The sequence below is a fragment of the Actinoplanes sp. NPDC023936 genome (assembly GCF_040639325.1).
In the GTDB taxonomy this organism is placed as follows: domain Bacteria; phylum Actinomycetota; class Actinomycetes; order Mycobacteriales; family Micromonosporaceae; genus Actinoplanes.
On the sequence record NZ_JBEZZR010000026.1, the window covers coordinates 86,440 to 111,354 of the forward strand.

Here is a 24,915-nt window from a genome sequence, read left to right on the forward strand (position 1 = left end):
CTGATGGCCCGCGATCCGCTGCGGTACTTCCGGCTGGAGGCGCGGGAACTGGTCGACCAGATCAGCGCCGGCGTGCTCGACCTGGACCAGCGGCCCGGGCCGGAGCCGGTGGGCCGGCTGCTGCGCGTGGCGCACACCCTCAAGGGCGCGGCCCGGGTGGTGAAGCAGAAGGAGATCGCCGACCGGGCGCACGCGTTCGAGGAGATCCTGGTGCCGCACCGGGCGGACGACAGTCCCCTGGCGGCCGAGGAGATGCGGGAGCTGCTCCGGCTCAACGACGAGATCCTGGCGCACGTCGCCCAGATGGAGGCGCCCAGCCCGCCGGACGAACCGCCGGCCGTACCGGACGCCCTCACCACGCCGGTCGCGCCGGTCACGCCGGAACCGGAGGCCGTGGCGCCCAGCCGGGCCTCCTCCAGCGATCTGGACGAGCTGCTCGACGCGATCAGCGAGACCAGCGCACAGATGTCCCCGATGCGGGCGGGCTGCGGCACGATCGAGCGGCTGCATCGCTCCGCCGAGACGCTCGCCGATCAGTTGCGTACCGGAAATCCCGCGGCGGCGCGCGCCGCCGCGGCACGCCTCGCCGGTGAGCTGGGCACGGCGAGCCGCCGGTTCACCGACGCGGCGGACCAGATCGAGCGCGGGCTGGACGACGTCCGGGCCCGCGCCGAGGGCCTGCGGCTGGTCCCGGCCGGCACCATCTTCACCGCCCTGCGGCGGGCGGTGCGCGACGCCGCGGACACCGAGGGCCGGAAGGTACGGTTCGTCACGCGCGGCGCCGACATCCGGATGGGCGCGCACCTGCTCGGCCCGGTCAGCGGGGCGTTCCTGCACGTGGTGCGCAACGCCGTGGCCCACGGCATGGAGCCCGCTGAGGTGCGGCTCGCGGCCGGCAAACCGGCCGAGGGCACTGTCACGGTCGAGGTGGAGCGGCGGGGCCGGTGGGCGGTGTTCCGCTGCGTCGACGACGGGCGCGGCTTCGATCTGGCGGCGCTGCGGCGTACCGCCCGGGAGCGCGGGCTGCTCCGCGACGGCGAGCAGGCCCCCGCCGAGCAGGAACTCCTCGGCCTGGTGCTGCGGGGCGGCATCAGCACCTCCGCGCAGGTCACCGAGGTGTCCGGCCGGGGCATCGGAATGGACGCGGTCCGCGAGGTCGCGGCCCAGTTGCACGGTGAGGTCGACGTCCGCAGCACCCCCGGCGAGGGCGCCACGGTGGAGCTGACCATCCCGCTCACCCTGCTCAGCATGACCGGCCTGATGGTGGAGGCGGGCGGCGCCACCGCGACGGTTCCGCTGGACACGGTCCGCGGATGCCTGCGGCTGAGCGCCGGGGAGGCGGCGGCCGCCGCCGAGAGCGGCCAGATCCTGTACGACGGCAGCGCCGCGCCCTTCCTCCCCCTGGCCGAGGTGCTCTACACCGGTGACACGGTCCCCGACACACCGGGCACCGGCGCCGCGATCGTGGTCGACTGCTCGGCCGGCACGTTCGCGATCGGGGTGGACCGGCTCTGCGGCACATCGGCCCTGGTGGCCCGGCCGCTCCCCGAGCTCGCCCCGGCGTCTCCGGTGATCAGCAGCGTCTCGATCGAGGCCGACGGCCGCCCCCGGCTGGTGCTGGACCCGGACGGACTGGCCGCGGTGGTGCTGCGCGGCCAGCACACCGGCGCCCGGACGGCGGTCTCCGCCGCCGCGCCGCTGCCGATCCTGGTGGTGGACGACTCGCTCACCACCCGGATGCTGGAGCGCAGCATCCTCGAGTCGGCCGGGTACGAGGTCGAGCTCGCCGCCTCCGGTGAGGAGGGCCTGGAGAAGGCCCGCGGCGGCCGTTACGGGTTGGTCCTCTCCGACATCGACATGCCCGGCATCGACGGCTTCACCCTGGTCGAGCGGATCCGGGCCGACCCGGGGCTGGCGGCCGTCCCGTGCGTGCTGGTCAGCTCGCGGGCGAGCGCCGAGGACCGGCAGCGCGGGAGGGCCGCCGGCGCCGACGCCTACGTGGTCAAGGGCGAGTTCGACCAGGAAGAGCTGCTGGCACACATCCGTCGACTGGTGGTGCGCTCATGATCCGGGTTCTGATCGTCGAGGACTCCCTCACCATGCGCCACCACCTGCGGGAGGCGCTCGCCCCCGACCCGGAGCTGCAGGTCGTCGGCGAGGCCGCGGACGGCGAGCGCGCCGTCGAACTGACCAGCCGGCTGCGGCCCGACGTGATCACGATGGACATGATGCTGCCCGGCATCAGCGGGCTGGACGCCACCGAGCACATCATGGCCGAGCATCCGACGCCGATCCTGGTCGTCTCGTCGGCGGACCGGCAGGAGTTGTTCAGCACGTACAACGCCCTGGCCGCCGGGGCGGTGGACGTGCTGGAGAAGCCGCGCGGCGACGACTCGGACGCGGACTGGGGCCAGCGGCTGCGCACCACCCTGCGGATCGTCTCCCGGATCCGGGTGATCACCCATCCGCGGGCCCGGCTGGGCGGCCGGGCCCGGCCCGCGCCGGTGGCGTCCCCGCCCGCGGTGCCGGCCGCCGCCACGGCGCTGAGCGTGGTCGCGATCGGCGCGTCCACCGGCGGTCCGGGCGCCCTCACCACGCTGCTCCGCGAGCTGCCGCCGAACTTCGGCACCCCGGTCCTGGTGGTGCAGCACATCGCGGCCAGCGAGCAGTTCGCGGTGGCGTTCTCCGACTGGCTCGCCGGGCAGACCGGCCGCAACGTGCGGTACGCGGCCGACGGCACCCCGGTGAGCCGGGTCGGCGGCCAGGTGCTGCTCGCTCCCCCGGACCGGCACCTGTACGTACGGGACAAGCTGCTGCGGCTCAGTGACGGGCCGCCCCGGCACTCCTGCCGTCCCGCCGTGGACGTGCTCTTCGAGTCGGTGGCCGCCGAGTTCGGCTCGACAGCGGCCGGCTGCCTGCTCACCGGGATGGGCCGGGACGGCGCGGCCGGGCTGCTGCAGATGCGCAGCCGGGGCGCGATCACGTTCGCCCAGGACGAGGGGAGCTGTGTCGTCTACGGCATGCCGCGGGAGGCGGCGCTGATCGGCGCGGCCGCGCACGTGCTGCCGCCCGGGCGGATGGCCGCCCGGATCGCCGAACTGCATCCGGCGGTGTCCCGGCGATGACACCGACCGTGCTGATCGTCGACGACAGCCTCACCGTGCGGATGGACCTGAACGACGCGTTCTCCGACGACGGCTTCACCACCATCCTCTGCGCCACCGGGGCGGAGGCCCGGGCCGCGTTCGCGGCGGCGGTCTTCGACGCGGCGGTGCTCGACGTGGTCCTGCCCGACGCGGACGGGCTGGAACTGCTCACCGAGCTGCGCGACGCCCGGGCCGGCGTGGTCATCATGCTGCTCTCCAGCGAGCACGAGGTGGCCGACCGGCTGGCCGGGCTGCGGATCGGCGCGGACGAGTACGTGGGGAAGCCCTACGACGCGGGTTACGTGGTCGCGCGTACCCGGCAGTTGCTGGGCGAGGCGCCGCAGTCGGCCGGGCACCCCACCGTGCTGGTGATCGACGACAGCGTCACGTTCCGCGAGCAGCTGCGTGATCTGCTGGAGCCGGAGGGGTACGCGGTGCTGACCGCGGCCAGCGGCGAGGACGGCCTGCGGATGGCGGCCGACCGGCGGCCGAACGCGGTGATCGTGGACGGCGTGATGCCGGGCATCGACGGCGCGACGGTGATCCGCCGGATCCGCCTGGACCCGGCGCTGCGGGACACGCCGTGCATCCTGATGACGGCCGCCGACGACTACGCCACCGAGATGCAGATGCTGGAGGCGGGCGCCGACGCGTTCGTCCGCAAGCAGCAGGACCTCGCGGTGGTGCTCGCGAAGCTGGCCGCGGTGCTGCGGCAGAGCGCGGAACAGCTGCCGATCGAGTCGATCGGCAGCCTGCACGGTCCGGGCAAGGTGCTGACGGTCAGCCCGGACCGGTCCGAGCGGGAACGGTGGGCGGATTCGCTGCGCACCGAGGCGTACGACATCGTGCAGGCCAGCGGCATCGACGACGCCCTGGACCTGCTGGCCGCCCAGCCGGTCGACTGCATCGTGCTGGGCCTCGACGGCGACCTGGAGCACGCCAAGGCGACCTGCCGGCGGGTCCGCGAGGTGCCGCTGGTCGGCGAGCTGCCGCTGATCATGACGGGTCAGGAGGACAAGATGCTCGACTGCCTGGCCGCCGGCGCCGACGACTACGTCGGCGAGAGTGACGTGCCGGAGGGCCTGCGGGTGCACGTCCGGGCGCAGATCCGCCGCAAGCAGTCGCACGACGAGGCCCGGCGGATCCGGGAGGAGCTGATGCGCCGCGAGCTGGACGCCGCCGAGGAACGCGCGGCCCGGCACCTCGCCGAGACCCGCGCCGCGCTGGTCGAGGAGCTGGAGTGGCGCAACCGGGAGCTGGAGGCGTTCTCCGGATCGGTGTCGCACGATCTGCGCGGGCCGCTCCAGGTGATCAGCAGCTTCGCCGAGCACGTGCTGGACGAGGAGGACGGCGAGCCGCTCGGTGAGGCGACCCGGCACCGGATCACCCGGATCCACGCCGCCGCGCTGCGGATGGCCGACCTGGTGGAGTCGCTGCTGATCCTGGCCCGGGCAAGTCGCGGCGAGCTGCGGCGGGAGACGTTCGACATGACCGCCACGGCCCGGCAGGTGATCGGCGAGTTGGCGGCCCGCGACCCGGACCGGGCTGTCGCGTTCACGGTGATCGAGGGGATGACCGCCGACGGCGACCAGGGACTGGTCCGGGTGATCCTGGAGAACCTGATCAACAACGCGGTGAAGTTCAGCCGCAAGGTGGAGAACCCGGCGGTCGAGGTGGGCGCCGAGGACGACCGGTTCTACGTCCGCGACAACGGCGCCGGTTTCCCGTCCGAGCAGGCCGGTCAGCTGTTCCGGCCGTTCGCCCGGCTGCACGACGCCCGCGACTTCCCGGGTACCGGCATCGGGCTGACCACTGTGCACCGGGCGGTCGAGCGGCACGGCGGGGAGATCTGGGCGGAGAGCACCGAGGGCAAGGGCGCCACGTTCTGGTTCACCCTGCCCCCGGCCCCGGAGCACACCGGGCCGGAGCGGCGCGCCAATCAGCGCCGCTCCGGGTGAGCGGGCTCAGTTCCCGACGACCAGCCCGTCGGAGATCACCGTCGGGCGGCCCTTGGTGCCCAGCACCTCGATCATGATCTTGTGCTTGCCGCTGGCGAGGTTGCGGGTCCAGACCGCCTGGCGGTAGGTGTTCTTGGCGGACTTGAGGTCCACCGTGCTGACCTTCTTGCCGTCGACGTAGACCGCCACCTTGCCGGACTTCGGGGTCTTCAGGAAGACCAGCGCGGCGGTCCGGCTGGTGAACGACCAGGTCAGCTTCCGCCCCTTGGTGGACGCGGAGAGCGCCTTGCCGCTCAGGTGCCCCTTGTTCTTGACGGTGGTCCACGTGCCGGTCTTCTTCGCCGAGGTCTCCGGGACGATCGCCAGCTTGCGGCCGATCTGCGCGGTCCTGGTGTTGCCGGCGACGTCCCTGGCCGTGACCGCGTACGTCGTCGCACCCGGCTTGACGTTGACGTTCCAGCCCTTGGCGGACGCGCCGAGGGTCGCGGCCCGCGGCTTGGTCACGGTGAACCCGGCGAACGCCGCGTTGTCCTTCGCCGACAGCGTCAGCGTGACCGGCACCGACGTGGCGCTGTACGTGCCGGGGCGCAGGTTGACCGCCATGCCCGCGGTCCACGTCGGCGCGGTCGGGTCGCCGACGACGGTGGCGCCGACCTGCGCGGTGCTGCCGAGCGTGTGCACCGCACGGACGATCACGCTGTGCTTGCCGGCGGCCAGCGTGACAGCGGCGGACCGGGCGGTGTTGACCGGAGAGGCGACCTTCTTGCCGTCGACGTAGATCTCGAAGCGGGCGATCTTCGCGTTCGCGGTGCTCACCGACCAGGTCAGGCCCACGGTCTTCTTCGTGTAGTAGACGCTGCCCAGCTTGGTGGCGCCGGTGACCTTGCTCAGCGCGAGACCGGTGATCTGCTCGGACGCGAGGGCCCGGATGGCCGGCAGGCGCGGGTAGAGGTTCTTGCCCGGGCAGGCCGTGGCGTCGCCGTCCTTGTGCCCGGCGATCCGGTTCAGCGTCACCTTGTCGCCGAGCTTGAACTTGTCGTTGTCCGATCCGGCGGCCACTGTCACGGTGCTGGTCGGGCTGTAGTTGTACTTGCCCAGCCGGGCCGCCGCCACCTGGGCCAGGGTCTTCTCGATCGCCGCGTTCGACACCAGGTCGGTATCGAAGTTGCCGATCACCGCGATGCCCGCGTAGTTGGTGTTGAAGCCCTTGGCGTGCGCGCCGATGACCGCGTTCTCCACGCCGCCCTTACGGCCCTCGAAGAGCTTGCCGCACTTGTCGACAAGGTAGTTGTAGCCGATGTCCGAGTACTTCCTGCCGTTCACGTCGTTGAGCTGGATGCTCCGCACGATCGCCGCCGAGTCGGCGCAGGAGTAGTTGTTGTCGCCGAACCCGGTGTGGTGCACCCAGAGCACCCGGACCTCGCCGGCCACGCTGATCGATCCGACGATCCGTTCGTCGGCGCCCCAGGCGGCCCGGGAGACGTAGGACGGGAACTGCGCCTTCACCGGGGTGGTCGAGGTCGGCACGGCGTTCGCGGTCACCCCGGCCGAGGACGGTTTCGCGCTCGTCGCGGCCGGCGCCGTGGTCGCCTTCGTGGCAGTGGTCGCCGCCGGCGCGGGCGTCGTGGTGGTGACCGGCGCGGTGGTCGGGGTGGACTCGGCCGCCGGCGCCGTGGTGGTGGCGTCCGTGGTCGGCTCGGCCTGCGGGGCCGTCGTGGTGGGATCCACGGTGGGGGTGTCGCTCGGCTCGGCGGACGGGCTCTCGGTCACCGCCGCGCCGCCACCCTGGCCGCCGCTCTCCTCACCCGGATCGGTGAGGTCGAGGCGCAGGCCGGCCGGCAGACCCGATCCGCTGCCGGTGACCCGCGCCGCCACGCCGTCGGACGGGCCGGCCCAGAGCGGCACGGTGCCACCGCGGAGCCCCGGGTTCCCGGCCTCCGGGCCATCCGGGCCGTCGGACTCGCGCTGGAGGGTCTTCCAGCCGCTCCACGCGCCGGAGGCGACGCTCCGGGTCTTCACCTGGATCTCGCCTTGCGGGACCGCGGCCGGATCCGACCAGCTGACGCCGACCATGCTGAACCGCTTGGTCTTGCGCTCCGGCAGTTCCGCGTCGCCACCGCCGGACGGCGCCGCGAAATCGACAGTGGCGAACTCGGTCTTGACCTTCGGCGGAGCCGCGGCGGGGTCGGGCGGCAGCACGGCGACCTGCTCCGCCGCGGCCGCCGTGGCACCGCCCGTGCCGCTGTCCGGCCAGGCCAGCACGGCCACTCCCCCGCCGGCGGCGAGCACCGCTGCCGCGGCGCCCACCCCGATAGCCAGCCGTCGATTCATCAGCCCGGTCCCCCATGAAGTTGAAGATCTTGCGGGCGTGAACGCTACCGGACCGTCCGCTCGCGTACCTCCCCTGATCGAGGGATCGTTATCTGTGACGTCACGCTCACTCCGTGCCGAGCGCGCGCACCGGGCTCACCCGCGCGGCACGGCGGGCCGGCAGCACTCCGGCCAGCGCGGTCAGCGCCACCAGGACGAGGAAGACCGCGGCCAGCTGCCACACCGGCAGCGTCAGCGGCGCGTTCACGCCGGTGGTCTCCAGAGCCAGCCATGCGTACGGGACACCGAGCACGATCCCGAGAGCCGCGCCGATCACCCCGTACAGGGCCGACTCGGTGGTCAGCATCGTGCGCAGTCCGGCCCGGGACATCCCGACGGCCCGGAGCAGGCCGGACTCCCGGACCCGTTCCACCACCGACAGCGCCGTGGTGGTGCCGACGCCGACGATCGCGATCAGCACGGTCAGCCCGATCAGGACCAGCGCGATCGCCAGCAGCACGGTGAGAGCGCTGTTGATCTGGTCACGCTCGTCGGCGAGCACCGCGACGCCGAGGCCCGGCTGTCCCGCCGAGGACTGGCGCAGCGCCTGCAGACCGGCGGTCCGCGCCCGCTCGCCGTCGCGGGCCGCGTCGGCGAGGATCCCGGTCGGCGCGGCCGGCGCGCCCAGCCCGGTCAGGTCGGCCGGGTCCAGCAGCAGGCCGGCGTGCAGCGGCGCCATGTCGGTGAGCACCGCGGCGACCCGCAGCCGGACCTCCCGGCCGCCGGCGGAGGCCACCAGCGTGTCGCCGGCGGAGAGCCCGGCCAGGTCGGCGACGAACCGGGCGAGCACGACGCTGCCGGGCCGCAGATCGCCGATCGACCCGGACGCGGTGGCGAGCTCGCCCAGCCGGGGCAGCGCGCCGACCGCCACGTCGGTGGCCGCCACGTCCGCCAGCTCGGAGGCGCCGGCGACACGGACCGCGGCGACCCGCCGGTAGGGGGTGACCCCTGTCAGATCGGCGCTGGTCCGCAGGCGGTCGGCGAGCCCCGCGGGCAGCGACTCACCCTCGGCCGCGGCGAGCTCGAAGTCGGCCGGGGCGGAGGCGGCCAGCTCCCGTTCCGCGAGGGTCCGCACCGACGCGCCGCCGACCAGCACCCCGGCGATCATCGTGACGCCGAGCGCGACCACCACCGCCACCGCGGCGGCCCGCCGGGCGCTTCCGCCGACCCCGCCGACCGCGAGCCGGCCGACCGGCCCGAGCCGGCGCAGCGGCCAGCCGGCGATCGCGAGCACCGGGCGGACCAGGGCCGGTCCGAGCGCGATCAGCGCGAGGAACGCCAGGCCGCCGGAGCCGACCACGGCCAGCAGCAGCGGCATCGGGTCGTAGTCCTCCGGGTCCGGGCCGGGCAGGTTGACCGCGACCAGCCCGGCCACGGCCGCCGCGACCAGCGCCAGCAGCAGGCCGGTCAGCCAGCGCAGGCCGCCGATGCCGGTCCGGGCGCCGGTGGTCGCGGCGCTGCGCAGCGCCTCCAGCGGCGCGACCCGGGAGGCGGAGATCGCCGGCGCGCCGACGGCCACGAGGGTGATCAGCACGGCGAGGGCGACGGTGCCGAGGGCGGCGGCGATCGGGAAGCCGGGCGCCGAGACGGTCCAGCCGAACACCCCGAGCAGGGCCGGCAGCGCGTGGCCGGCCGCGAGCGCGCCGAGCACACCCGTGACACCCGCGATCAGGCCGGTCAGGAGCCCCTCGGCGGCCAGCGCGCGGGCCAGCGCGGACCGGCCGGCGCCGACCGCCCGGAGCAGCGCGAGCTGGCGCATCCGCTGGGCGAAGACGATCCGGAACGTGGACGTGGCGATCAGGCCGGCCGCGATCACGGCGACCGCGACGAACGCGCCGACCACGGCGAAGACCTGGTCCACCTCGCTCGCCGCCGTGCGGGCCTCGTCCAGCCGGACGTCGGCCCCGGTGACCACCTCCGGCCGCGTCTCCGGACTCCCACCGGCCGCTACCAGCGTCGCCACCCGGTCGCTGACGACACCCGGGTCGGCGCCGCCGTTCAGGCGCAGGTCGATCTGATTGAGGAGATCACTTCCGGTCAGCGTCGCCACGGTGCTCGTCGGGGCGTACCCCTGGGATCCGAAATCGTCGCGGGGAGCGACAATGCCGACCACCGTGAGTCGCGCCGCCGTGCCGGTGCCCGCGTCGGCGCTCACGCTCGCGCCGAGCGTGAGGCCGAGCCGCTCGACGGTGCGCGGCGTGACGGCGATCTGGCCGGGACCGTCCGGGAACGTCCCCTTCTCGACCTTGACCACGCTGAGCGGGCCGCTGCCCGGATCGGCGATCAGGCCGAGGTAGCCGCCGCTGACCTCGAGGCCGGCCTCGGCGCGGCCGGCCGCCTCGGCGACACCCGGCAGCGCCGCGATCCGGTCCAGCTGCGCGGTGGTGATCGTGCCGTTGCGGACCACCAGGCCGACCGCCTCCGGGGTGCCGCTCAGGCCGTTCAGCACGCTGCGCTCGGTGATCTGCTGGGCGAGCACCGTCGCGTAGACCACGAACGCGGCGACCAGCACGGCGAGCCCGGTGAGCAGCATCCGCGCCGGGCGGCGGGCCACCCCGGCCAGCTGGGTACGCAGCACCGCGTTCATCGGGCGGCCGCCAGGTTCTGCAGCGCGTCGGTGACCGAGGCGATGTCCGGGCGGTCGATCTCACCGGCCAGCCGGCCGTCGGCGAGCAGCACCACCCGGTCCGCGTACGCGGCCGCGCCCGGATCGTGAGTGACCATCACGATGGTCTGGCCCAGGTCCCGCACCGAGTCGCGCAGCAGGCGCAGCACCTCGGCGCCGGACCGCGAGTCCAGGTTGCCGGTCGGCTCGTCGGCGAAGACCACCTCGGGACGCGACACCAGCGCGCGGGCCAGCGCGACCCGCTGCTGCTGGCCACCGGAGAGCTCGCTGGGCCGGTGGGTGAGCCGGCCGGCCAGGCCGAGCGCTGTCACCAGGCGGTCGAACAGCTCCGGGTCCGGAGTCCGCCCGGCCAGGTCCAGCGGCAGCGTGATGTTGGCGGCCGCGGTGAGCTGCGGCAACAGGTTGAACGACTGGAAGACGAAGCCGATCCGCTCGCGCCGCGCCCGGGTCAGCACCCGGTCCGGCTGGCGGGTCAGGTCGGTCTCGCCGAGCAGCACCTGCCCGGAGGAGGCGGTGTCCAGCCCGGCCAGGCAGTGCATGAGCGTCGACTTGCCGGACCCGGACGGTCCCATGATCGCGGTGAACCGGCCCCGGTCGAAGCCCACCGTGACCCCGTCCAGCGCGCGCACCGCCGTGTCGCCGTCGCCGTACACCTTGACCAGGTCCACGGCCGCGACCGCCGTGTGTCCTACCACCTTCATCTGCATGGGACGCAGCTTGATCGATACGTTCGGCCACGGCATCCGCCCGCGGACCGGGTTCCGGCCGGGCCGGAGTCTGCCTTTCGGCCGATGGGGACGCCCCGGCCGGCGCTTACGCTGGGTCACGATGCTGAACACGTTCCTCGTCCGTGCCGGCCAGATCGCCGCCCTCGGCCTGCTGGCCCTGCTCGGCGTCATCGACATCACCAGCGGCCGGTTCGAGTCCGCGCTGGTGCCGGTCCAGGTGCTGGTCGCGATGGCGGTGGCGGCCGTGTGGCTGCCCCGGCACCGGCACGGCTCCCGTACCCTCCCGATCGCCGCGCTGCTCGCGGCCGGCCTCTCGCTGAGTTTCACCGCGCTGCTGCTGCACCGGAACCTCTACGGCGGGATCTGGGGACTCGCCGAGGCGGCCGCGTTCCTCGGAGTCGCCGCCGTGGTGGCCCGGCACGCGCCGCCCCGGTGGGCGGTCCTCGCCTGCGCGGCGGTCGGCCTGGCGGCCGGCCTGATGCCGCTGCGCTCCGGGCAGTCCAGCATCTATGTGACGTTCGGGCTGATCCAGGCGCTCGGGATCGCCGGCGCGATCGGCGCCGGCGTCACGCTGCGGACCATGGAGGGCAACCGGCGAAGGGCATTGGACACGGTACGGTCGGAGCAGCGCGCCGAGTTCGCCCGCGACCTGCACGACTTCATCGCCCACCACGTCACCGGGATCGTGGTGCAGGCACAGGGCGCCCGGTTCATCGCCGAGCAGGACCCGAAACGGGCGATGGTCGCCCTCGAGCAGATCGAGCAGGCCGGCGCCGAGACGATGGCGTCGATGCGGCGGATGGTGGGCGTGCTGCGCGACCCTGCATCCGAGCCGGACGCGCCGCTCGCCCCGGTCGCCGGAGTCGGCGACCTGCCCGCGCTGGTGGAGCAGTTCACCGCGGCCGGCGGTCTGCCGGCCCGGCTCGACACCGGCGGCGACGACGGCGCCGGGTTGCCGGTGGAGGTCTCCACCTCGGCGTACCGGGTGGTGATGGAGGCCCTCACCAACGCCCGCCAGCACGCGCGGCACGCCACCCTGGTCGACGTCTGGCTGCGCCGAACCGGCTCCCAGTTGCTGGTCCGGGTGGCGAACGACGGTCCCCCGCCGCGTCCGGCCGGCCCGCGTGATCGTCCGGGGTACGGTCTTGCCGGGCTGACCGAGCGGGTGCGCGCGGTCGGCGGGCAGATCTCGGCCGGGCCGGGAGTGGACGGCGGCTGGGTCGTTGACGTGGCGCTGCCCCTGACCGGGAGAGAGTGAATCGTGATCCGCGTACTCATCGCCGACGACCAGGCCATGGTCCGCACCGGCTTCGGCATGATCATCGGCGCGCAGCCGGACATGGAGGTCGTCGGCGAGGCGTCCGACGGGGTGGAGGCGGTCGCCGCGGCCCGCCGACTGCGGCCGGACGTGGCGCTGCTCGACATCCGGATGCCGAAGATGGACGGCCTGCAGGCGCTGAAACTGCTGGCCGGGCCCGGCGTCGCCGAGCCGGTCAAGGTCGTCGTGGTCACCACGTTCGACCTCGACGAGTACGTGCATGCCGCGCTCCGCGGCGGCGCGGCCGGTTTCCTGCTCAAGGACTCCGGTCCGGCGCTGCTGGTCGAGGCGGTGCGGGCGGCCGTCTCGGGGGACGCGCTGATCAGCCCGTCGGTGACGGTACGCCTGCTCAAGCACCTGGCGACGCCCGCGCAACCGGCGGACGACAGCGGGCTGTCGCCGCGCGAGCTGGACGTGGTGCGGCTGACCGCGCGCGGCGCCACCAACGCCGAGATCGCCAACGAGCTCTTCATCTCGATCGGCACGGTCAAGACGCACCTGGGCAGCGTCCACGCGAAGCTGGGCACCCGGAACCGGGTGGAGATAGCCGCCTGGGCCTGGGAACGCCGTCTCCTCGGCTGAATCGGTCGTGGGGACAGGAATTCGCCGCCGGCCTCTTTCCGGGGGTCCGGAGATAGCGGCCGGCCACCCCGCGCGCTAACCGCCCCGCTGGCGGGTGGTCAGGCGGGCCGCCACCGGGGGCTCGCCGTGCCCGGTCCGGACCTGGGTCCACAGCTCCTTCGCGACGTTGCGGGCCGGCCCCAGCCGGTGCCGGGTGATCAGCCGGGCCTCGGCGCGCATCCTGGCGCTGCGCGGCACCGGCAGCGACGGCAGGTAGCCGAACTTGGCGAGACGGTCGCCGAACGCGGTCTCGCAGCGGCGCACCTCCTCCTCGCTGAGCCGGGACCGCCAGCTCGCCACCCGCTCGGTGGTCGGCGCCTTGTGGGTCATCGTGTGCCAGGTCTTCCACTCCGGGACGGCGACCGAGGCGAGCTGGTTCGGCTGGGTCATGGCCGGCTCGAACTCCTCGCCGAGGAACGCGCAGATCTTCCGCAGGTAGGGTTCCGGGTCGGCGACCAGGTCCTCGTAGCGGACCTGGTGGAAGACGTCCGCCGGGTAGCGGCGGGCGGCGAGCAGGGACGCGTCGGCGGACTGCGACCAGTAGTCGATCAGCGTGTCGAACTCGGCCGGTTTCCACGGGGTCTCCTTCAGCGAGGAGACGCAGTCCCGGCCGTCGCGCATGATGTTGATGATCTGCGCGTCCGGGAAGAGCCGCAGGATGGTCGGCAGGTGCCGCAGGTAGAGCGGCCGCTTGTCGCCCCAGCGGGGTTTGCCGAACCGGTCCGCGTACATCTTGAAGACCGTGCCGAACGCGGAGCCGAGCGTCGGCGGCGCGGCAACGATGGCGTCCACCACGGCGTCGGCGTCCAGGCCCAGGTCGCCGAACTGCGACGTCCGGACGATCCAGCCGGCGAGCTCGCGGCGGCGGGCCGCGTCGGTCAGGTCGCCGAACTCGGCGCGCTTGCCGTACCCGGCCAGCAGGAAGCGGGTCTCCGGCGGGATCGCGATCCGCGAGTGCGCGTGCAGCATCAGCTGGAGCATGGTCGTGCCCGACCGGGGACAGCCAACCACGAAGATCGGTCGGTCACTGGACATGACGACCACCGTAAATAGGTGCTATCCCGCCCCGCGACGCCATGATGCTCCTTTCCCGGCCACCCAGAAGATCTTGAGGACTAGGAAAAGATTTCGCAAAGAGTCTGTGCAGGGCGGATGCACACGCTGTCGCGACGCTGAGAATTACCTGTCAATCTTGACCGACAAGGTGCAGATCCCTGGCCGGGACACGCGCCGGGCGGGTGGAGAGCCAGCAGCCGATCACGATCAGCGCGAAGCCGGCCACTGTCGCGGCACCGATCTCCTCGTTCAGCAGGACCACGCCGAGCAGCAGGGCGACGACCGGATTGACGTACGTGACAAGGCCCGCCCGGTTCGACCCGGCCAGGATGATCAGCCGGTAGAAGGCGAGCAGCGCCGCCGCGGTGCAGAGCACGCCGAGCACCACCAGCGCGGACCAGGAGTCGGCGCTGACCGGCCCGGACGGCAGCCGCATCAGGGCGAACGGCAGCAGCACCACCGTGGCGATGACTGTGGTGCCGACGGTCAGCGTCTCCGGCGGGATGTCCGAGGCCTTGCGCTGCACCAGCATCGTGGCGACCGCGTAGCTGATCGCGGCGAGCAGGACCATCCCGGCGCCGAGCAGGCCGTACCTGTCGCCGGAGACGTCCAGCCCGACGAGCACCACCACGCCGGCGAAGCCGAGCACCAGGCCCGCGCTCCGGATCGGGGTGAGCGGCTCGGCGCGGGACATCAGCAGCGCGATCGCGACCGGCTCGATGGCGATCAGGATGCCGGTCAGCGACGAGGAGATGTGCTGCTCGCCGTACGTGATCAGCAGGAACGGGCCGACGATGTGCACCATCGCGATCAGCATGACCACCCGCAGCCGGCCGCGCAGGGCGCCGAGTGTGCCCCGGGCCAGGGCGATCGGGATGAGGACGGCCGCCGCGATCGCGGTGCGCCCGGCGACCACGACGACCGGCGAGAGGTCCTCGATCGCGATCTTGATGAGGAAGTACGGGATTCCCCAGAGGACGGAGACCAGGACGAAGAGCAACCATGCGAGACGATTCACGATCTCAGCCTCACCCCGTACGGTGGTAAGCGGTAGTGACGACCTTCTGTTGGCGTGTTAAGGAAAACTGATGATCGACGCACGTCGCCTCCAGATGCTGGCCGAGGTCGCCCGGCACGGCAGCTTCAACCGGGCGGCCGCCGAGCTGCGGCTCACCCCGTCCGCCGTCTCCCAGCAGATCAGCGCCCTGGAGCGGGCCGTCGGCACGTCCGTGGTGCGGCGCAGCACCCGGGGCGTCGAGCTGACCGACGCCGGCCGGGTCCTGGTCGAGACCGCCGAGTCGATCGCCGCCGAGCTGCTCTGCGCCCAGCGCGAGATCGAGAAGATCGCGGCGGCCCGGACCGCGCGGCTCACCGTGGCCACCTTCACCAGCGGCGGCCAGCGGCTGCTGCCCCCGGCGCTCACCCGGTTCACCGCCGCGTACCCCGGCGCCGACCTCACCGTGATCGAGAGCGAGCCGGAGGAGAGCCTCGGGCTGGTCCGGACCGGGGCCGCCGACATGGCGCTCGCCTACCACTACGACGGGCCTCCGGCGGTGCCGCCGGGCCTGGTCTGGACGCCGCTGGTGGAGGATCCGATGTGGATCGTCTTCCCGGACGGGCACCCGCTCGCCGGCCGGTCGTCGATCACCATCGCCGAGCTCGCCGGCGAGCGCTGGGTGCACGGCTGCCTCACCGTCGGCGACATGCTCGACCACTACGCGGCGATGGCCGGGTTCGAGGTCCGGGCCGCCTGCCGGGGCACCGACTACCAGTTCGCCCAGTCGCTGGTCCGGGCCGGCGTCGGGATCAGCATGATCCCGGAGGTGGCGCTCACGGCGGACCGCAGCGGCCTGACCGCGATCCGGCTGACCCCGCCCGGCCCGTGCCGGTTCGTCGGCATCGTCACGCCCCGGCGCCGCTCCCCCAATCCCCTGGTCACCGAGGTGATGCGCCTCCTGGCGGACACCGTGACGGCGCTGGGCGTCAGAGCGTGATCCAGTAGCGCTTCACCCGGCCGATCTCGGAGTCGCGGATGTCCTCCAGAACGCCGCCGGCCCCCTCGATGACCCGCGCCGACACCTCGTTCGTCACGTCGCAGCTGATCATCACCCGGTCGATGCCGAGCTTGCCGGCCACGCCGAGCATCTCGCCGAGCGCCCAGCTCGCCAGGCCGCGGCGGCGCGCCGAGGGGCGGATCCCGTACCCGATGTGACCGCCGGCCCGGAACAGGAAGTCGTTGAGCGTGTGCCGCAGCGAGATCGCGCCCAGGTAGTCGTCGCCGTCCACGATCCACCGGTACGTGCAGTGCACCAGCCCCGCGGCGGCCGGGATCGACGTGTCCTCCTCGGCCAGCAGCCGGCTCACCCAGGCCGCGAACCCGGCCGGGGACACCACGTCGTCCTTCGGGCGCAGCCCGGAACCCGGCTGGTGCACGCCGTGCCCCCACTCGTCACGGGATGCCAGCCATGACGAGTGGAGGCGAACGGTCGGACTGATCAGCTCAGGCATGCTCCGACCGTACTATCGGGGCCTGGGCCCATCATGCGATTTAACCGGCGGCCATCGCGAGCAGCCGCTGGACCTGGGCCTGGCGGTTCGTGGTCATCGTCTCGGCCAGCTTCTTCGCGTCCGGGTGCGCGCCACCGCTCGCCTCCAGGCGCAGGGTCTCCATGGCGTTGTGCAGGTTGCCGAGCAGCAGCGCCACCGCGATCCGGTCGAGGTCGGAGCCCTTCGCGGCCCGCAGCCCCTCGACGTCACCGGGCTGGAGCGCGTGCAGATCACCGTGACCGGCGTGCAGGGACGACGCGGAGGGGGCCGTCATCGGCTGATCCCAATCGGTCAGCCACTGCTTCATCGTGGCGGACTCGGTCTGCCACTGACCGCGCAGCTCGGTGGCCAGCGCGCGCAGCTCCGGCTGGACGGCGGACCGCTCGGCCACCGCCGCGACCTGCTCGCCCTCGGCGATCTGGGCGACGCTCATCTGCAGGAACATGACGTCGGTGTCGTTGTGCGCGGCGGGCTCGGCGCCGCACCCGGAGAGCAGCAGGGCGAGCAGCAGGAGGAGGCCTCCCGCTGCTCGCCGGGCCGCAAGATCCGGCCTTAGACGGCGGTCCACAGCGCCGCGACGTACGGGGGCTCCCACCCGGTGACAGCGGTGTGCGCCTGGCGGCACTGGTAGGTCTTGCCGGAGTACGTCACCCGGTCACCCACCTTGTACGCCGCCCCGGCCGCCCACGTCGTCGAACCGGGGTTGGTGGTCGCCGTCGGAGCGGGAGTGGGACTGCTGGTCGGAGCAGGCGTGGGCGTGGTGGGATTAGGCGCCGGGTTGGAGGTCCCGCCGCCGAAGTTCAGGTCGACACACGAGTAGAACGCGTTGATCGTGTCCGCGACGTTCCACCGGGCGAGCACGGTCTGCCGGCCGGAGTACCCGGAGAAGTTGACCGTGTGCGACTTGCTGGCGCCCGGCTGCGCGCCGTTGTCGTTGAAGGACGCCACCAGCTTGTTGCCGATGAAGTACTCCCACGTCGACGTCGAGTGCCGCGCCGTGAGCACCCAGTTGAAGGTGACGCTGCTGCCGACGTTCGCGGCCGGCCACGACTTGCCGGAGTCGTTGAGGACCGTGAACCGGCTGGTGCCGCCGTTGCACTGGGTGGAGCCCTTCGGCGCCTCGACGCTCTGCGGCTCGTAGACGATGTCGCCGCAGCCGGAGACCGCGCCGCTCGCGCAGTTGGCCTGGCGGCTGGGCGGGGACGAGATGTATCCGTGCGCGGACGCCGGGGAGACGGCCACGAACATCGATCCGGTGACGGCCGCGACGGTCAGTGCGGGCAGGGAGAACCTACGCTTCATGAACTGCTCCTAGCTCGGGGATCAATGGGGAGCGTGCTCATCAACGTAAATTAAGTCTTGTTAACAGTAAATAGTGTTAAGGATTCTTTAGGGATCTTCGGTACGGGTGGATCCGCGGGCGTTGCCGATCCCTCCACGCCCGCAGGTGGTCGGCGGCCCCTCCGGGTTGCGGATCGTGGAACGTCGATGCGGGCTGGCGCTCAGTGTTCAGAAACGAACGCGCGACAGCACTAGCAACCAGCCGGACGAGATGAGCTGGCTCCCAGTGCTGCCGTCGGCCCTGCTCGGCAGATCGACTGCCACCGCGAGGGCGCGGGGTGCCACCTCGCGACAGCCGTGTAGCCGAAACACTGTGTCAACGATCAAGACGGGAGTGTTTCCGCTAGCAACCAGCACGAGCTACGGCCGGGCCACGCCAGCCGTGGACCAGAGCGGCTACCCGAGCTTGATCACATGCCTGAGCTACGGCCGGGCCACCCCAGCCGTAGACCAGAACGGCTACCCGAGCTTGATCACACGCCTGAACTACGGCCGGGCCACGCCAGCCGTAGACCAGAACGGCTACCCGAGCTTGATCACACGCCTGAACTACGGCCGGGACCGCGGGTTCCAAGATCGGCGAGGCGGGAGGTGCCAGGCGCCAGGTGCAAGGTGCCAGCCGTAGGACGCCAGCGCGGGGTCGGCGGGGCACACGGGGTATGCGAGAGGCACATGGGGTGTCTGGGACAAAAGGGGTCGGCGGGGCAAAGGGGGCGCGGAGGCCCAGCCGAATATCTGCTGGTAGCGGGACGTTCTTAATTAGCCAGCGGGGTCAGCACCCAGCACCAGCCGGACCAACTGGTCGTCAGCGCCCCTCGCACAACCCCGCCTCAACCCTGCTTCAACCCCGCCTCAGGCGCGCCGCTCCAGGAAGTCGTACACGTCCCGGTTGTCCACGCCCGGGAACGTGCCCGGCGGCAGCGCGGCCAGCAGATGCGAGTGCACCCGCGCGCTCGGCCACGCGTTCCCCGCCCACCGGTCCACCAGCTCGGCCGGCGGCCGCCGGCAGCAGTCCGGGTCCGGGCAGTTCGAGACGGTACGCCCGGTGACGTCCCCGCCCCGGAACCACCGGGCATGCTCGTACGGCGTCCCCACCGTCACCGAGAACAACCCGGCGCTCGTCGACTCCACGTGGACCGTGCACCAGTACGTCCCGGCCGTCGTGTCGGTGAACTGGTAGAACGACGAGTACGGGTCGTCCGCCTCGAACACCGTGCGGGACGCCCACTTCCGGCACACCGGCTGGCCCTCGATCGCCCCGGTCACGTCGGACGGGAAGCGCACGTTGTCGTTCTCGTACGCCTTGTAGACGATCCCGCTCTCGTGCACCCGCGCGAAGTGCACCGGGATCCCGAAGTGATGCGTGGCCAGGTTCGTGAACCGGTGCGCGGCGGTCTCGTAGGAGACCCCGAACGCGTCCCGGAAGTCGTCGATGGCGAGCGCCTTGTCCGCCTTCGCCGCGCCGAGGAACTCGGCTGCGAACTTCTCCGGCATGAGCAGCGCCGCCGCGAAGTAGTTGACCTCGACCCGCTGGCGCAGGAAATCGCCGTAGTCGGCCGGGTCGTTGTGGCCGAGCACGAAGTGCCCGAGCGTCTGCAGCACCACGGCGCGCGGGTCGTGTCCCTTGCCGCTGGCCACCTGCGGGAGGAAGATTCGCCGATTTTTCAGGTCGGTGACGCTCCGGGTGGAGCTGGGCAGGTCGTTCACGTAGTGGAGCGTGAAGCCGATCTGCGCGGCGATGTCGAGGATGCCGCGCTGGGACAGCGGGCCGGTGGTGTGCCGCACCGACCGCAGGACCTTCGCCGCGGCCTGCTCGATCTCGGCGAAGTAGTTGTCGCGCTTGCGCATCTCCGCGCGCAGTTGCGCGTTCGCCCGGCGGGCCACCTCGGGGGTGGCGCTCTGCTCGGTGAGCACCCGGTTGAGCTCGCGGTGCATGCCGATCAGCGCCTCCAGGGCGTCGGCCGGCAGCCGCCGCCCGGCACGCACCGCGGGCAGGCCGAGGGCCTGGTAGGCCGGGTTCTGCTGGAAGTGGGCGAGCTCGATCTCCAGCCCGGCGCGCCGGCTCGGCGCCTCCGGGCGGAGAAGATCCTGCAGGGGTACGCCCAGAGCGCCCGCGATCGCCTGGAGCACCGAGAGCTTCGGCTCCCGCTTGCCGTTCTCGATCAGCGACAGCTGCGACGGCGCCCGACCGACCGCGTCGCTGAGCTGATCCAGCGTCATCCCGCGGGTGCGTCGCTGGTGGCGCAGGCGCTGCCCGAGGGTCACCAGGTCGACGGAGGACTCGGAAGAAGGTGAAGCGGTCACGGATTTGACCCTAACAGAATTTCTGCGTTTCTTTCCACGACAAAGGCCTTCAAGACCCGTGGACGTATCCCTGAGAGTGAAGTTCTTCCCCCGGAACACGCCGGAAGAACGCGACAGGGCAGGAAAGGGACTTCGTCATGACTGAGCTGACCGACAACCGTGGCGGTACCGCAGAGGACCTCACTCGGGAATGGGCCAGTGACCCCCGCTGGGCCGGCGTCAAGCGCGACTACACCGCATCGGACGTCGTGAAGCTGCGGGGCACCGTGCAGGAGCGGCACACGCTGGCCGAGCGTGGCGCCGCCCGCCTCTGGGATCTGCTGCACTCCGAGGACTACATCAACGCGCTCGGCGCGCTGAGCGGTGGCCAGGCGACCCAGATGGTGCGGGCCGGCCTGAAGGCGATCTACCTCTCCGGCTGGCAGGTCGCGGCCGACGCGAACCTCTCCGGCCACACCTACCCGGACCAGTCGCTCTACCCGGCGAACTCGGTTCCCGCGGTGGTCCGCCGGATCAACAACGCGCTGCTGCGCGCCGACCAGATCGACACCGCGGCCGGCCGGTACGAGCGTGACTGGTTCGCCCCGATCGTCGCCGACGCGGAGGCCGGCTTCGGTGGCCCGCTCAACGCGTTCGAGCTGATGAAGGGCATGATCGCGGCCGGCGCCGCGGGCGTGCACTGGGAGGACCAGCTGGCCAGCGAAAAGAAGTGCGGCCACCTCGGCGGCAAGGTCCTCATCCCCACGCAACAGCACATCCGTACCCTCAATGCCGCCCGCCTCGCGGCGGACGTCGCCGGCGTGCCCACGCTGGTCATCGCCCGCACCGACGCGCTCGCGGCGGACCTGCTGACCACCGACGTGGACGAGCGCGACAAGCCGTTCCTCACCGGCGAGCGCACCTCCGAGGGCTTCTTCCGGGTGCGTCCCGGCGACGACGCGGCGATCGCCCGCGGTGTCGCCTACGCCGACTACTCCGACCTGCTCTGGGTGGAGACCGGCAAGCCGGACCTGGCGTTCGCGAAGAAGTTCGCCGACGCCGTGCACGCCAAGCACCCGGGCAAGATGCTGGCCTACAACTGCTCGCCGTCGTTCAACTGGAAGAAGAACCTGGACGACGCCGACATCGCCCGCTTCCAGAAGGAGCTCGGCGCGATGGGCTACAAGTTCCAGTTCGTCACGCTGGCCGGCTTCCACGCGCTCAACCACTCGATGTTCGAGCTCGCCAAGGGCTACGCCGAGACCGGCATGACCGCGTACGTGAAGCTCCAGGAGGCCGAGTTCGCGGCCGAGTCCGACGGCTACACCGCGACCAAGCATCAGGCCGAGGTCGGCACCGGGTACTTCGACGCCGTCTCCACGGCGCTGAACCCGGACAGCAGCACCACGGCCCTGTCCGGCAGCACCGAGGCGGAGCAGTTCTGACATGGGCGGCGAAGAGGTCACCATCACGGGCACCACCGACGGCCGCTACTCCGAGATCCTCACCCCCGAGGCCGTGGCGTTCATCGTGGCGCTGGACCGCGAGTTCGGCGCCCGCCGGGTGCAGCTGCTGGAGCGCCGCCGGCGCCGCCGGGCCACCCGGACCACCGATCTGGACTTCCTGATCTCCACCCGGCACATCCGGGACGACCCGTCCTGGCAGGTCGCCCCGGCCGCGCCGGACCTCACCGACCGGCGGGTCGAGATCACCGGGCCGCCGGAACGGAAGATGACCATCAACGCGCTGAACTCGGGCGCCAAGGTGTGGATGGCGGACTTCGAGGACGCCACGTCCCCCACCTGGGAGAACGTGGTCCTCGGCCAGGCCAACCTACGCGACGCGCTGGACGGCCGGCTCGATTTCACCGCTGCTGACGGGCGTCGTTATCAGATCGGCGCGTCGTTGCCGACGATCATGGTCCGGCCGCGCGGCTGGCACCTGCCCGAGTGTCACCTGCGGATCGGCGGCCGGGCGGTCTCCGCGTCCCTGTTCGACTTCGGCCTGTACCTGTTCCACTGCGGGCAGAAGCAGATCGACCGGGGCAGCGGGCCGTACTTCTACCTGCCGAAGCTGGAGTCGCACCTGGAGGCCCGCCTCTGGAACGACGTCTTCGTCTTCGCGCAGGAGTACCTCGGCATCCCGCGCGGCACGATCCGGGCCACCGTGCTGATCGAGACGATCAACGCGGCGTTCGAGATGGAGGAGATCCTTTACGAGCTGCGCGAGCACTCGGCCGGCCTGAACGCGGGCCGCTGGGACTACCTGTTCAGCATGATCAAGAACCGTCCGGACGTCGTGCTGCCCGAGCGGTCGCAGGTCACCATGACGGCGCCGTTCATGCGGGCGTACACCGAACTGCTGGTCCGCACCTGCCACAAGCGCGGCGCCCACGCGATCGGCGGGATGGCCGCGGTCGTCCCGAGCCGTGACCCGGTCGCCGCGAAGCGCGCGCTCAACCAGGTGCGCCAGGACAAGCGCCGGGAGGTCGGCGACGGCTTCGACGGCTCCTGGGTGGCGCACCCGGGTCTCGTCGAGACCTGCCGCGAGGTGTTCGACCAGTGGCTCGGCGACGAGCCGCACCAGATCGTGCGCAAGCGCGAGGACGTGCGGGTCACCGCCGCCGAGTTGCTGGAGGTCAGGAACTCGGACGTCACGGTCAGCGAGGTCGCGCTGCGTACCAACGCCTCGGTCGCCCTGCGCTACATCGCGGCGTGGCTCGGCGGCCGCGGCGCTGTCGCTCTCGGCGGGCTGATGGAGGACGCCGCCACCGCGGAGATCTGCCGCGCACAGCTCTGGCAGTGGATCTCCTCGGGAACGCTCACCGACTACGGCGTGCCGGTCACGGCCGCCCTGGTCACCAGAATGCTCCGCGAGGAACTGGACGTGCTCAGCGAGACCGGCGCGCTGGACGAGGACGCGGCCCGGTGTTACGGCCAGGCCCGGACGCTGCTGACCGTCCTGCTCACCGAGCGGACCTGCCCGGAGTTCCTCACCCTGCCGGCCTATCTTCGGCACCTGTCCGGCGGGGCGACGGCTCCGGTCACCACTCAGGCTCCTGTCGCGGCCTGACGCGGTGAAGGGAGGCGGGGTGGCTCGAGCCACCCCGCCTCTTCACGCCCGGTCCGGCCCGATGTTTCCGGCCCGGTCCTGCCGGGCTTTCACGCCCGGTCCTGCCAGGTGCAGAGGCACACCCTGTTGCCCTCCGGATCGGCGAGCACCCAGAAACTCGGCGCCTGCTCGTCACTGACCAGCGTCCCGCCGGCCCGCACGGCCGCCTCGATCCGCCCCCGCACCTCGGACGGGTCCACCCAGAGATCCGGGTGCCAGCGCTGCCGCGGCTCCTCCCGACCGGACTTCTGGAACCACACCGTCGGCAGCACCCCGCTCGGATCCTTCAGATCGTCCTCGCCGGCTTTCCCGCCAAGCACCGCGGCCCAGAACGGCAGCACCGCGCCGATCTCCGGACTGTCCAGAGCGAGCTCCAGCGCGCTGAGCCCGTCCCGCCGCAGCGCCACCCCCGCCTGCCCCGCGAGATCGGTGATGGTCCGAGCCATCCGGATGTCCCGCTCGGTCACCGCGCCGGCATCGTGACTGACCAGCCCGACGTCCACCCACGAATACCGCAGATCCAGATCCGGATGGTGATCAGCCGCCTCGGCCGCCGCCCCGATCGCGTTGACCAGCGCCAGCCCGGTGGCGAAATCCCCGGTCCGCAGCCGCGTCCGCAGCACACCCAGCAGATAGACCCACCCCTCCGGCGCCCGCTCCACGATCTCCCGTGCCGTCAGCTTCGTCATGCCCTCATGCTCGCCCACCCCCGCCGGTCCAGCCAGGCGTTCCCCCACTCCCCTTTTTCCGGTACGCCCCTCCCCGCCCCCGGCAACCCCACCCGTCCCGCCGCTCCCACCCCTGACGCCCCTCCCCCCGGCGCGCCCCGCCGCCGGCCCCGGCGCCCCCGCAAGCCCTCACCCCCGAGCCGTAGCCCACGCAGGCATCCCGCCGCCCCACCCCCGCGCGAGCCGTAGCCCACGCAGGCATCCCGCCCCACCCCCGCGGGAGCCGTAGCCCACGCAGGTATCCCGCCGCCCCACCCCCACGGGAGCCGTAGCCCACGCAGGCATCCGGCGCCCCAACCCCACGCGAGCCTTAGCCCACGCAGGTATCCCGCCGCCCCTGCCCCGCCAGCCGTAGCTCACGCATGCCACTCGCGCTCGATGACATGGCTGAGCTACGGCTGGCGGGCACGAGCCGTAGGCCACAACGGCTACCCGCCCTTGATCACAGCGCTCAGCTACGGCCGGCCGACGCGAGCCGTAGGCCACAACGGCTACCCGCCCTTGATCACAGCCCGGAGCTACGGCCGGCCGGCACGAGCCGTACACCGTGACGGCTACCCACCCTTGATCCCAGCCCTGAGCTACGGCCGGACGCCGCGCGATGCGACTCAACTCACCTGGAACCCGGGTGCGACCCAGCCGGGGACAGGCGCGACGCAGAGCTCACACGTCGAGGAGTTCGACGGTCACCGCGGCGGGGTCGCCCGCCTCGATGGACTCCGCCGTCCGGATCTGGCGCTTGATCGGCAGAATGTAGGCGCCCTCTCCGCCACCCGGAAAGATCGACGTCGTCCACGTGCTGCCGCCCACCGTGGCCCGCACCCGCAGCGACCCGAACCCGCGCCGCACCCCCTCCGTCGCGTCCCGGATCAGGTCCGACTCCTCCACCGGCAGGCTCACGAACGTCCAGTTCTCCCCCGGCCGCGCGTCCCAGATCCACAACTTCGCCTCGAACTCGACTCGCATGCCCGCAGCCTCGCACACCGGTACGACAGAACCGCCGGTACGACAGAACCGCCGGCACGCCACAACCGCCGGCATGCCACAACCGCCGGCACGACAGCACACCCGGCACGCGACAA

Annotated in this window: 19 protein-coding genes; 8 read left to right on the forward strand and 11 right to left on the reverse strand. The window is 72.2% G+C overall.

Annotated features, from left to right (window positions below):
- Nucleotides 1-3 precede the first annotated feature (3 nt).
- Genes AB0F72_RS28440 through AB0F72_RS28450 form a run of 3 tightly spaced genes read left to right on the forward strand, consistent with a single transcriptional unit; the run spans nucleotide 4 to nucleotide 5,104 of the window.
- Nucleotides 4-2,067: a response regulator gene (locus AB0F72_RS28440; protein WP_360437029.1), complete on the forward strand. Its 2,064-nt coding sequence runs from the start codon at nucleotides 4-6 to the stop codon at nucleotides 2,065-2,067.
- Nucleotides 2,064-3,125: a chemotaxis-specific protein-glutamate methyltransferase CheB gene (gene cheB / locus AB0F72_RS28445; RefSeq protein WP_360437032.1), complete on the forward strand. Its 1,062-nt coding sequence runs from the start codon at nucleotides 2,064-2,066 to the stop codon at nucleotides 3,123-3,125. Before AB0F72_RS28440 ends, cheB begins: the two co-directional genes overlap by 4 nt.
- Entirely contained in the window at nucleotides 3,122-5,104 is a 1,983-nt protein-coding gene (locus AB0F72_RS28450; protein ID WP_360437035.1) for a response regulator, read from the forward strand. The genes cheB and AB0F72_RS28450 overlap by 4 nt, the downstream gene beginning before the upstream one ends.
- Nucleotides 5,105-5,110: 6 nt before the next feature.
- Here the strand turns inward: AB0F72_RS28450 and AB0F72_RS28455 are convergent, their stop codons facing one another.
- The 3 genes from AB0F72_RS28455 to AB0F72_RS28465 all read right to left on the reverse strand — a co-directional run bounded on the left by AB0F72_RS28455 (nucleotide 5,111) and on the right by AB0F72_RS28465 (nucleotide 10,807).
- Nucleotides 5,111-7,435, reverse strand: a complete 2,325-nt coding sequence (locus tag AB0F72_RS28455; protein ID WP_360437038.1) for an N-acetylmuramoyl-L-alanine amidase — start codon at nucleotides 7,433-7,435, stop codon at nucleotides 5,111-5,113.
- A gap of 106 nt (nucleotides 7,436-7,541) precedes the next feature.
- Entirely contained in the window at nucleotides 7,542-10,061 is a 2,520-nt protein-coding gene (locus AB0F72_RS28460) for an ABC transporter permease (protein WP_360437041.1), read from the reverse strand.
- Nucleotides 10,058-10,807, reverse strand: coding sequence for an ABC transporter ATP-binding protein (locus AB0F72_RS28465; RefSeq protein WP_360437044.1), 750 nt, complete (start codon nucleotides 10,805-10,807; stop codon nucleotides 10,058-10,060). The genes AB0F72_RS28460 and AB0F72_RS28465 overlap by 4 nt, the downstream gene beginning before the upstream one ends.
- A gap of 121 nt (nucleotides 10,808-10,928) precedes the next feature.
- Here AB0F72_RS28465 and AB0F72_RS28470 point away from each other — a divergent pair, with 121 nt between their 5' ends.
- Both AB0F72_RS28470 and AB0F72_RS28475 read left to right on the forward strand, forming a co-directional pair.
- Entirely contained in the window at nucleotides 10,929-12,086 is a 1,158-nt protein-coding gene (locus AB0F72_RS28470) for a histidine kinase (protein ID WP_360437047.1), read from the forward strand.
- Nucleotides 12,087-12,089: 3 nt separating this feature from the next.
- Nucleotides 12,090-12,728 (forward strand): response regulator transcription factor, encoded by a 639-nt coding sequence (locus AB0F72_RS28475; RefSeq protein ID WP_360437050.1) that lies wholly within the window; start codon nucleotides 12,090-12,092, stop codon nucleotides 12,726-12,728.
- Between the two features lie 75 nt (nucleotides 12,729-12,803).
- Here AB0F72_RS28475 and AB0F72_RS28480 read toward each other — a convergent pair whose 3' ends face one another.
- Both AB0F72_RS28480 and AB0F72_RS28485 read right to left on the reverse strand, forming a co-directional pair.
- Nucleotides 12,804-13,802, reverse strand: coding sequence for a sulfotransferase (locus AB0F72_RS28480; protein ID WP_360437053.1), 999 nt, complete (start codon nucleotides 13,800-13,802; stop codon nucleotides 12,804-12,806).
- A 151-nt stretch (nucleotides 13,803-13,953) separates the two neighbouring features.
- Nucleotides 13,954-14,841 (reverse strand): DMT family transporter, encoded by an 888-nt coding sequence (locus AB0F72_RS28485; RefSeq protein ID WP_360437057.1) that lies wholly within the window; start codon nucleotides 14,839-14,841, stop codon nucleotides 13,954-13,956.
- Nucleotides 14,842-14,911: 70 nt separating this feature from the next.
- Here AB0F72_RS28485 and AB0F72_RS28490 point away from each other — a divergent pair, with 70 nt between their 5' ends.
- On the forward strand, nucleotides 14,912-15,817 hold the full coding sequence (locus AB0F72_RS28490; protein WP_360437060.1) for a LysR substrate-binding domain-containing protein: 906 nt from the start codon (nucleotides 14,912-14,914) through the stop codon (nucleotides 15,815-15,817).
- On the opposite strand, the gene AB0F72_RS28495 is transcribed toward AB0F72_RS28490, so the two are convergent.
- The 4 genes from AB0F72_RS28495 to AB0F72_RS28510 all read right to left on the reverse strand — a co-directional run bounded on the left by AB0F72_RS28495 (nucleotide 15,807) and on the right by AB0F72_RS28510 (nucleotide 20,015).
- A complete protein-coding gene (locus tag AB0F72_RS28495; protein ID WP_360437063.1) occupies nucleotides 15,807-16,331 on the reverse strand; it encodes a GNAT family N-acetyltransferase in 525 nt (174 codons plus the stop codon). The genes AB0F72_RS28490 and AB0F72_RS28495 overlap by 11 nt on opposite strands.
- Before the next feature lie 40 nt (nucleotides 16,332-16,371).
- Nucleotides 16,372-16,938 carry a DUF305 domain-containing protein gene (locus tag AB0F72_RS28500; RefSeq protein ID WP_360437066.1) on the reverse strand — a complete coding sequence of 189 codons (567 nt, stop codon included), beginning with the start codon at nucleotides 16,936-16,938 and terminating at the stop codon, nucleotides 16,372-16,374.
- Nucleotides 16,923-17,672, reverse strand: a complete 750-nt coding sequence (locus AB0F72_RS28505; protein ID WP_360437069.1) for a lytic polysaccharide monooxygenase — start codon at nucleotides 17,670-17,672, stop codon at nucleotides 16,923-16,925. The genes AB0F72_RS28500 and AB0F72_RS28505 overlap by 16 nt, the downstream gene beginning before the upstream one ends.
- Before the next feature lie 891 nt (nucleotides 17,673-18,563).
- The gene (locus tag AB0F72_RS28510; protein WP_360437072.1) at nucleotides 18,564-20,015 is read right to left on the reverse strand and encodes a helix-turn-helix domain-containing protein; all 1,452 of its coding nucleotides are present in this window, start codon (nucleotides 20,013-20,015) and stop codon (nucleotides 18,564-18,566) included.
- A gap of 137 nt (nucleotides 20,016-20,152) precedes the next feature.
- Here AB0F72_RS28510 and aceA point away from each other — a divergent pair, with 137 nt between their 5' ends.
- Together aceA and aceB are read left to right on the forward strand one after the other, a co-directional pair.
- Nucleotides 20,153-21,439: an isocitrate lyase gene (aceA, locus tag AB0F72_RS28515; RefSeq protein WP_360437075.1), complete on the forward strand. Its 1,287-nt coding sequence runs from the start codon at nucleotides 20,153-20,155 to the stop codon at nucleotides 21,437-21,439.
- Between the two features lies 1 nt (nucleotide 21,440).
- On the forward strand, nucleotides 21,441-23,066 hold the full coding sequence (gene aceB / locus AB0F72_RS28520; protein WP_360437078.1) for a malate synthase A: 1,626 nt from the start codon (nucleotides 21,441-21,443) through the stop codon (nucleotides 23,064-23,066).
- Between the two features lie 89 nt (nucleotides 23,067-23,155).
- Here the strand turns inward: aceB and AB0F72_RS28525 are convergent, their stop codons facing one another.
- Nucleotides 23,156-23,794, reverse strand: coding sequence for a VOC family protein (locus AB0F72_RS28525; protein WP_360437081.1), 639 nt, complete (start codon nucleotides 23,792-23,794; stop codon nucleotides 23,156-23,158).
- A gap of 702 nt (nucleotides 23,795-24,496) precedes the next feature.
- A complete protein-coding gene (locus tag AB0F72_RS28530; protein WP_360437084.1) occupies nucleotides 24,497-24,799 on the reverse strand; it encodes a DUF1905 domain-containing protein in 303 nt (100 codons plus the stop codon).
- Between the last annotated feature and the right edge of the window lie 116 nt (nucleotides 24,800-24,915).

Bases quoted from the DNA above. Each gene is read 5' to 3' on its own strand.
- aceB (WP_360437078.1), top strand. From the start codon at position 21,441: ATGGGCGGCGAAGAGGTCACCATCACGGGCACCACCGACGGCCGCTAC.
- AB0F72_RS28440 (WP_360437029.1), top strand. From the start codon at position 4: ATGGCCCGCGATCCGCTGCGGTACTTCCGGCTGGAGGCGCGGGAACTG.
- aceA (WP_360437075.1), top strand. From the start codon at position 20,153: ATGACTGAGCTGACCGACAACCGTGGCGGTACCGCAGAGGACCTCACT.
- AB0F72_RS28450 (WP_360437035.1), top strand. From the start codon at position 3,122: ATGACACCGACCGTGCTGATCGTCGACGACAGCCTCACCGTGCGGATG.
- cheB (WP_360437032.1), top strand. From the start codon at position 2,064: ATGATCCGGGTTCTGATCGTCGAGGACTCCCTCACCATGCGCCACCAC.
- AB0F72_RS28530 (WP_360437084.1), bottom strand. From the start codon at position 24,799: ATGCGAGTCGAGTTCGAGGCGAAGTTGTGGATCTGGGACGCGCGGCCG.
- AB0F72_RS28470 (WP_360437047.1), top strand. From the start codon at position 10,929: ATGCTGAACACGTTCCTCGTCCGTGCCGGCCAGATCGCCGCCCTCGGC.
- AB0F72_RS28505 (WP_360437069.1), bottom strand. From the start codon at position 17,672: ATGAAGCGTAGGTTCTCCCTGCCCGCACTGACCGTCGCGGCCGTCACC.
- AB0F72_RS28525 (WP_360437081.1), bottom strand. From the start codon at position 23,794: ATGACGAAGCTGACGGCACGGGAGATCGTGGAGCGGGCGCCGGAGGGG.
- AB0F72_RS28465 (WP_360437044.1), bottom strand. From the start codon at position 10,807: ATGCAGATGAAGGTGGTAGGACACACGGCGGTCGCGGCCGTGGACCTG.
- AB0F72_RS28490 (WP_360437060.1), top strand. From the start codon at position 14,912: ATGATCGACGCACGTCGCCTCCAGATGCTGGCCGAGGTCGCCCGGCAC.
- AB0F72_RS28495 (WP_360437063.1), bottom strand. From the start codon at position 16,331: ATGCCTGAGCTGATCAGTCCGACCGTTCGCCTCCACTCGTCATGGCTG.
- AB0F72_RS28480 (WP_360437053.1), bottom strand. From the start codon at position 13,802: ATGTCCAGTGACCGACCGATCTTCGTGGTTGGCTGTCCCCGGTCGGGC.
- AB0F72_RS28455 (WP_360437038.1), bottom strand. From the start codon at position 7,435: ATGAATCGACGGCTGGCTATCGGGGTGGGCGCCGCGGCAGCGGTGCTC.
- AB0F72_RS28460 (WP_360437041.1), bottom strand. From the start codon at position 10,061: ATGAACGCGGTGCTGCGTACCCAGCTGGCCGGGGTGGCCCGCCGCCCG.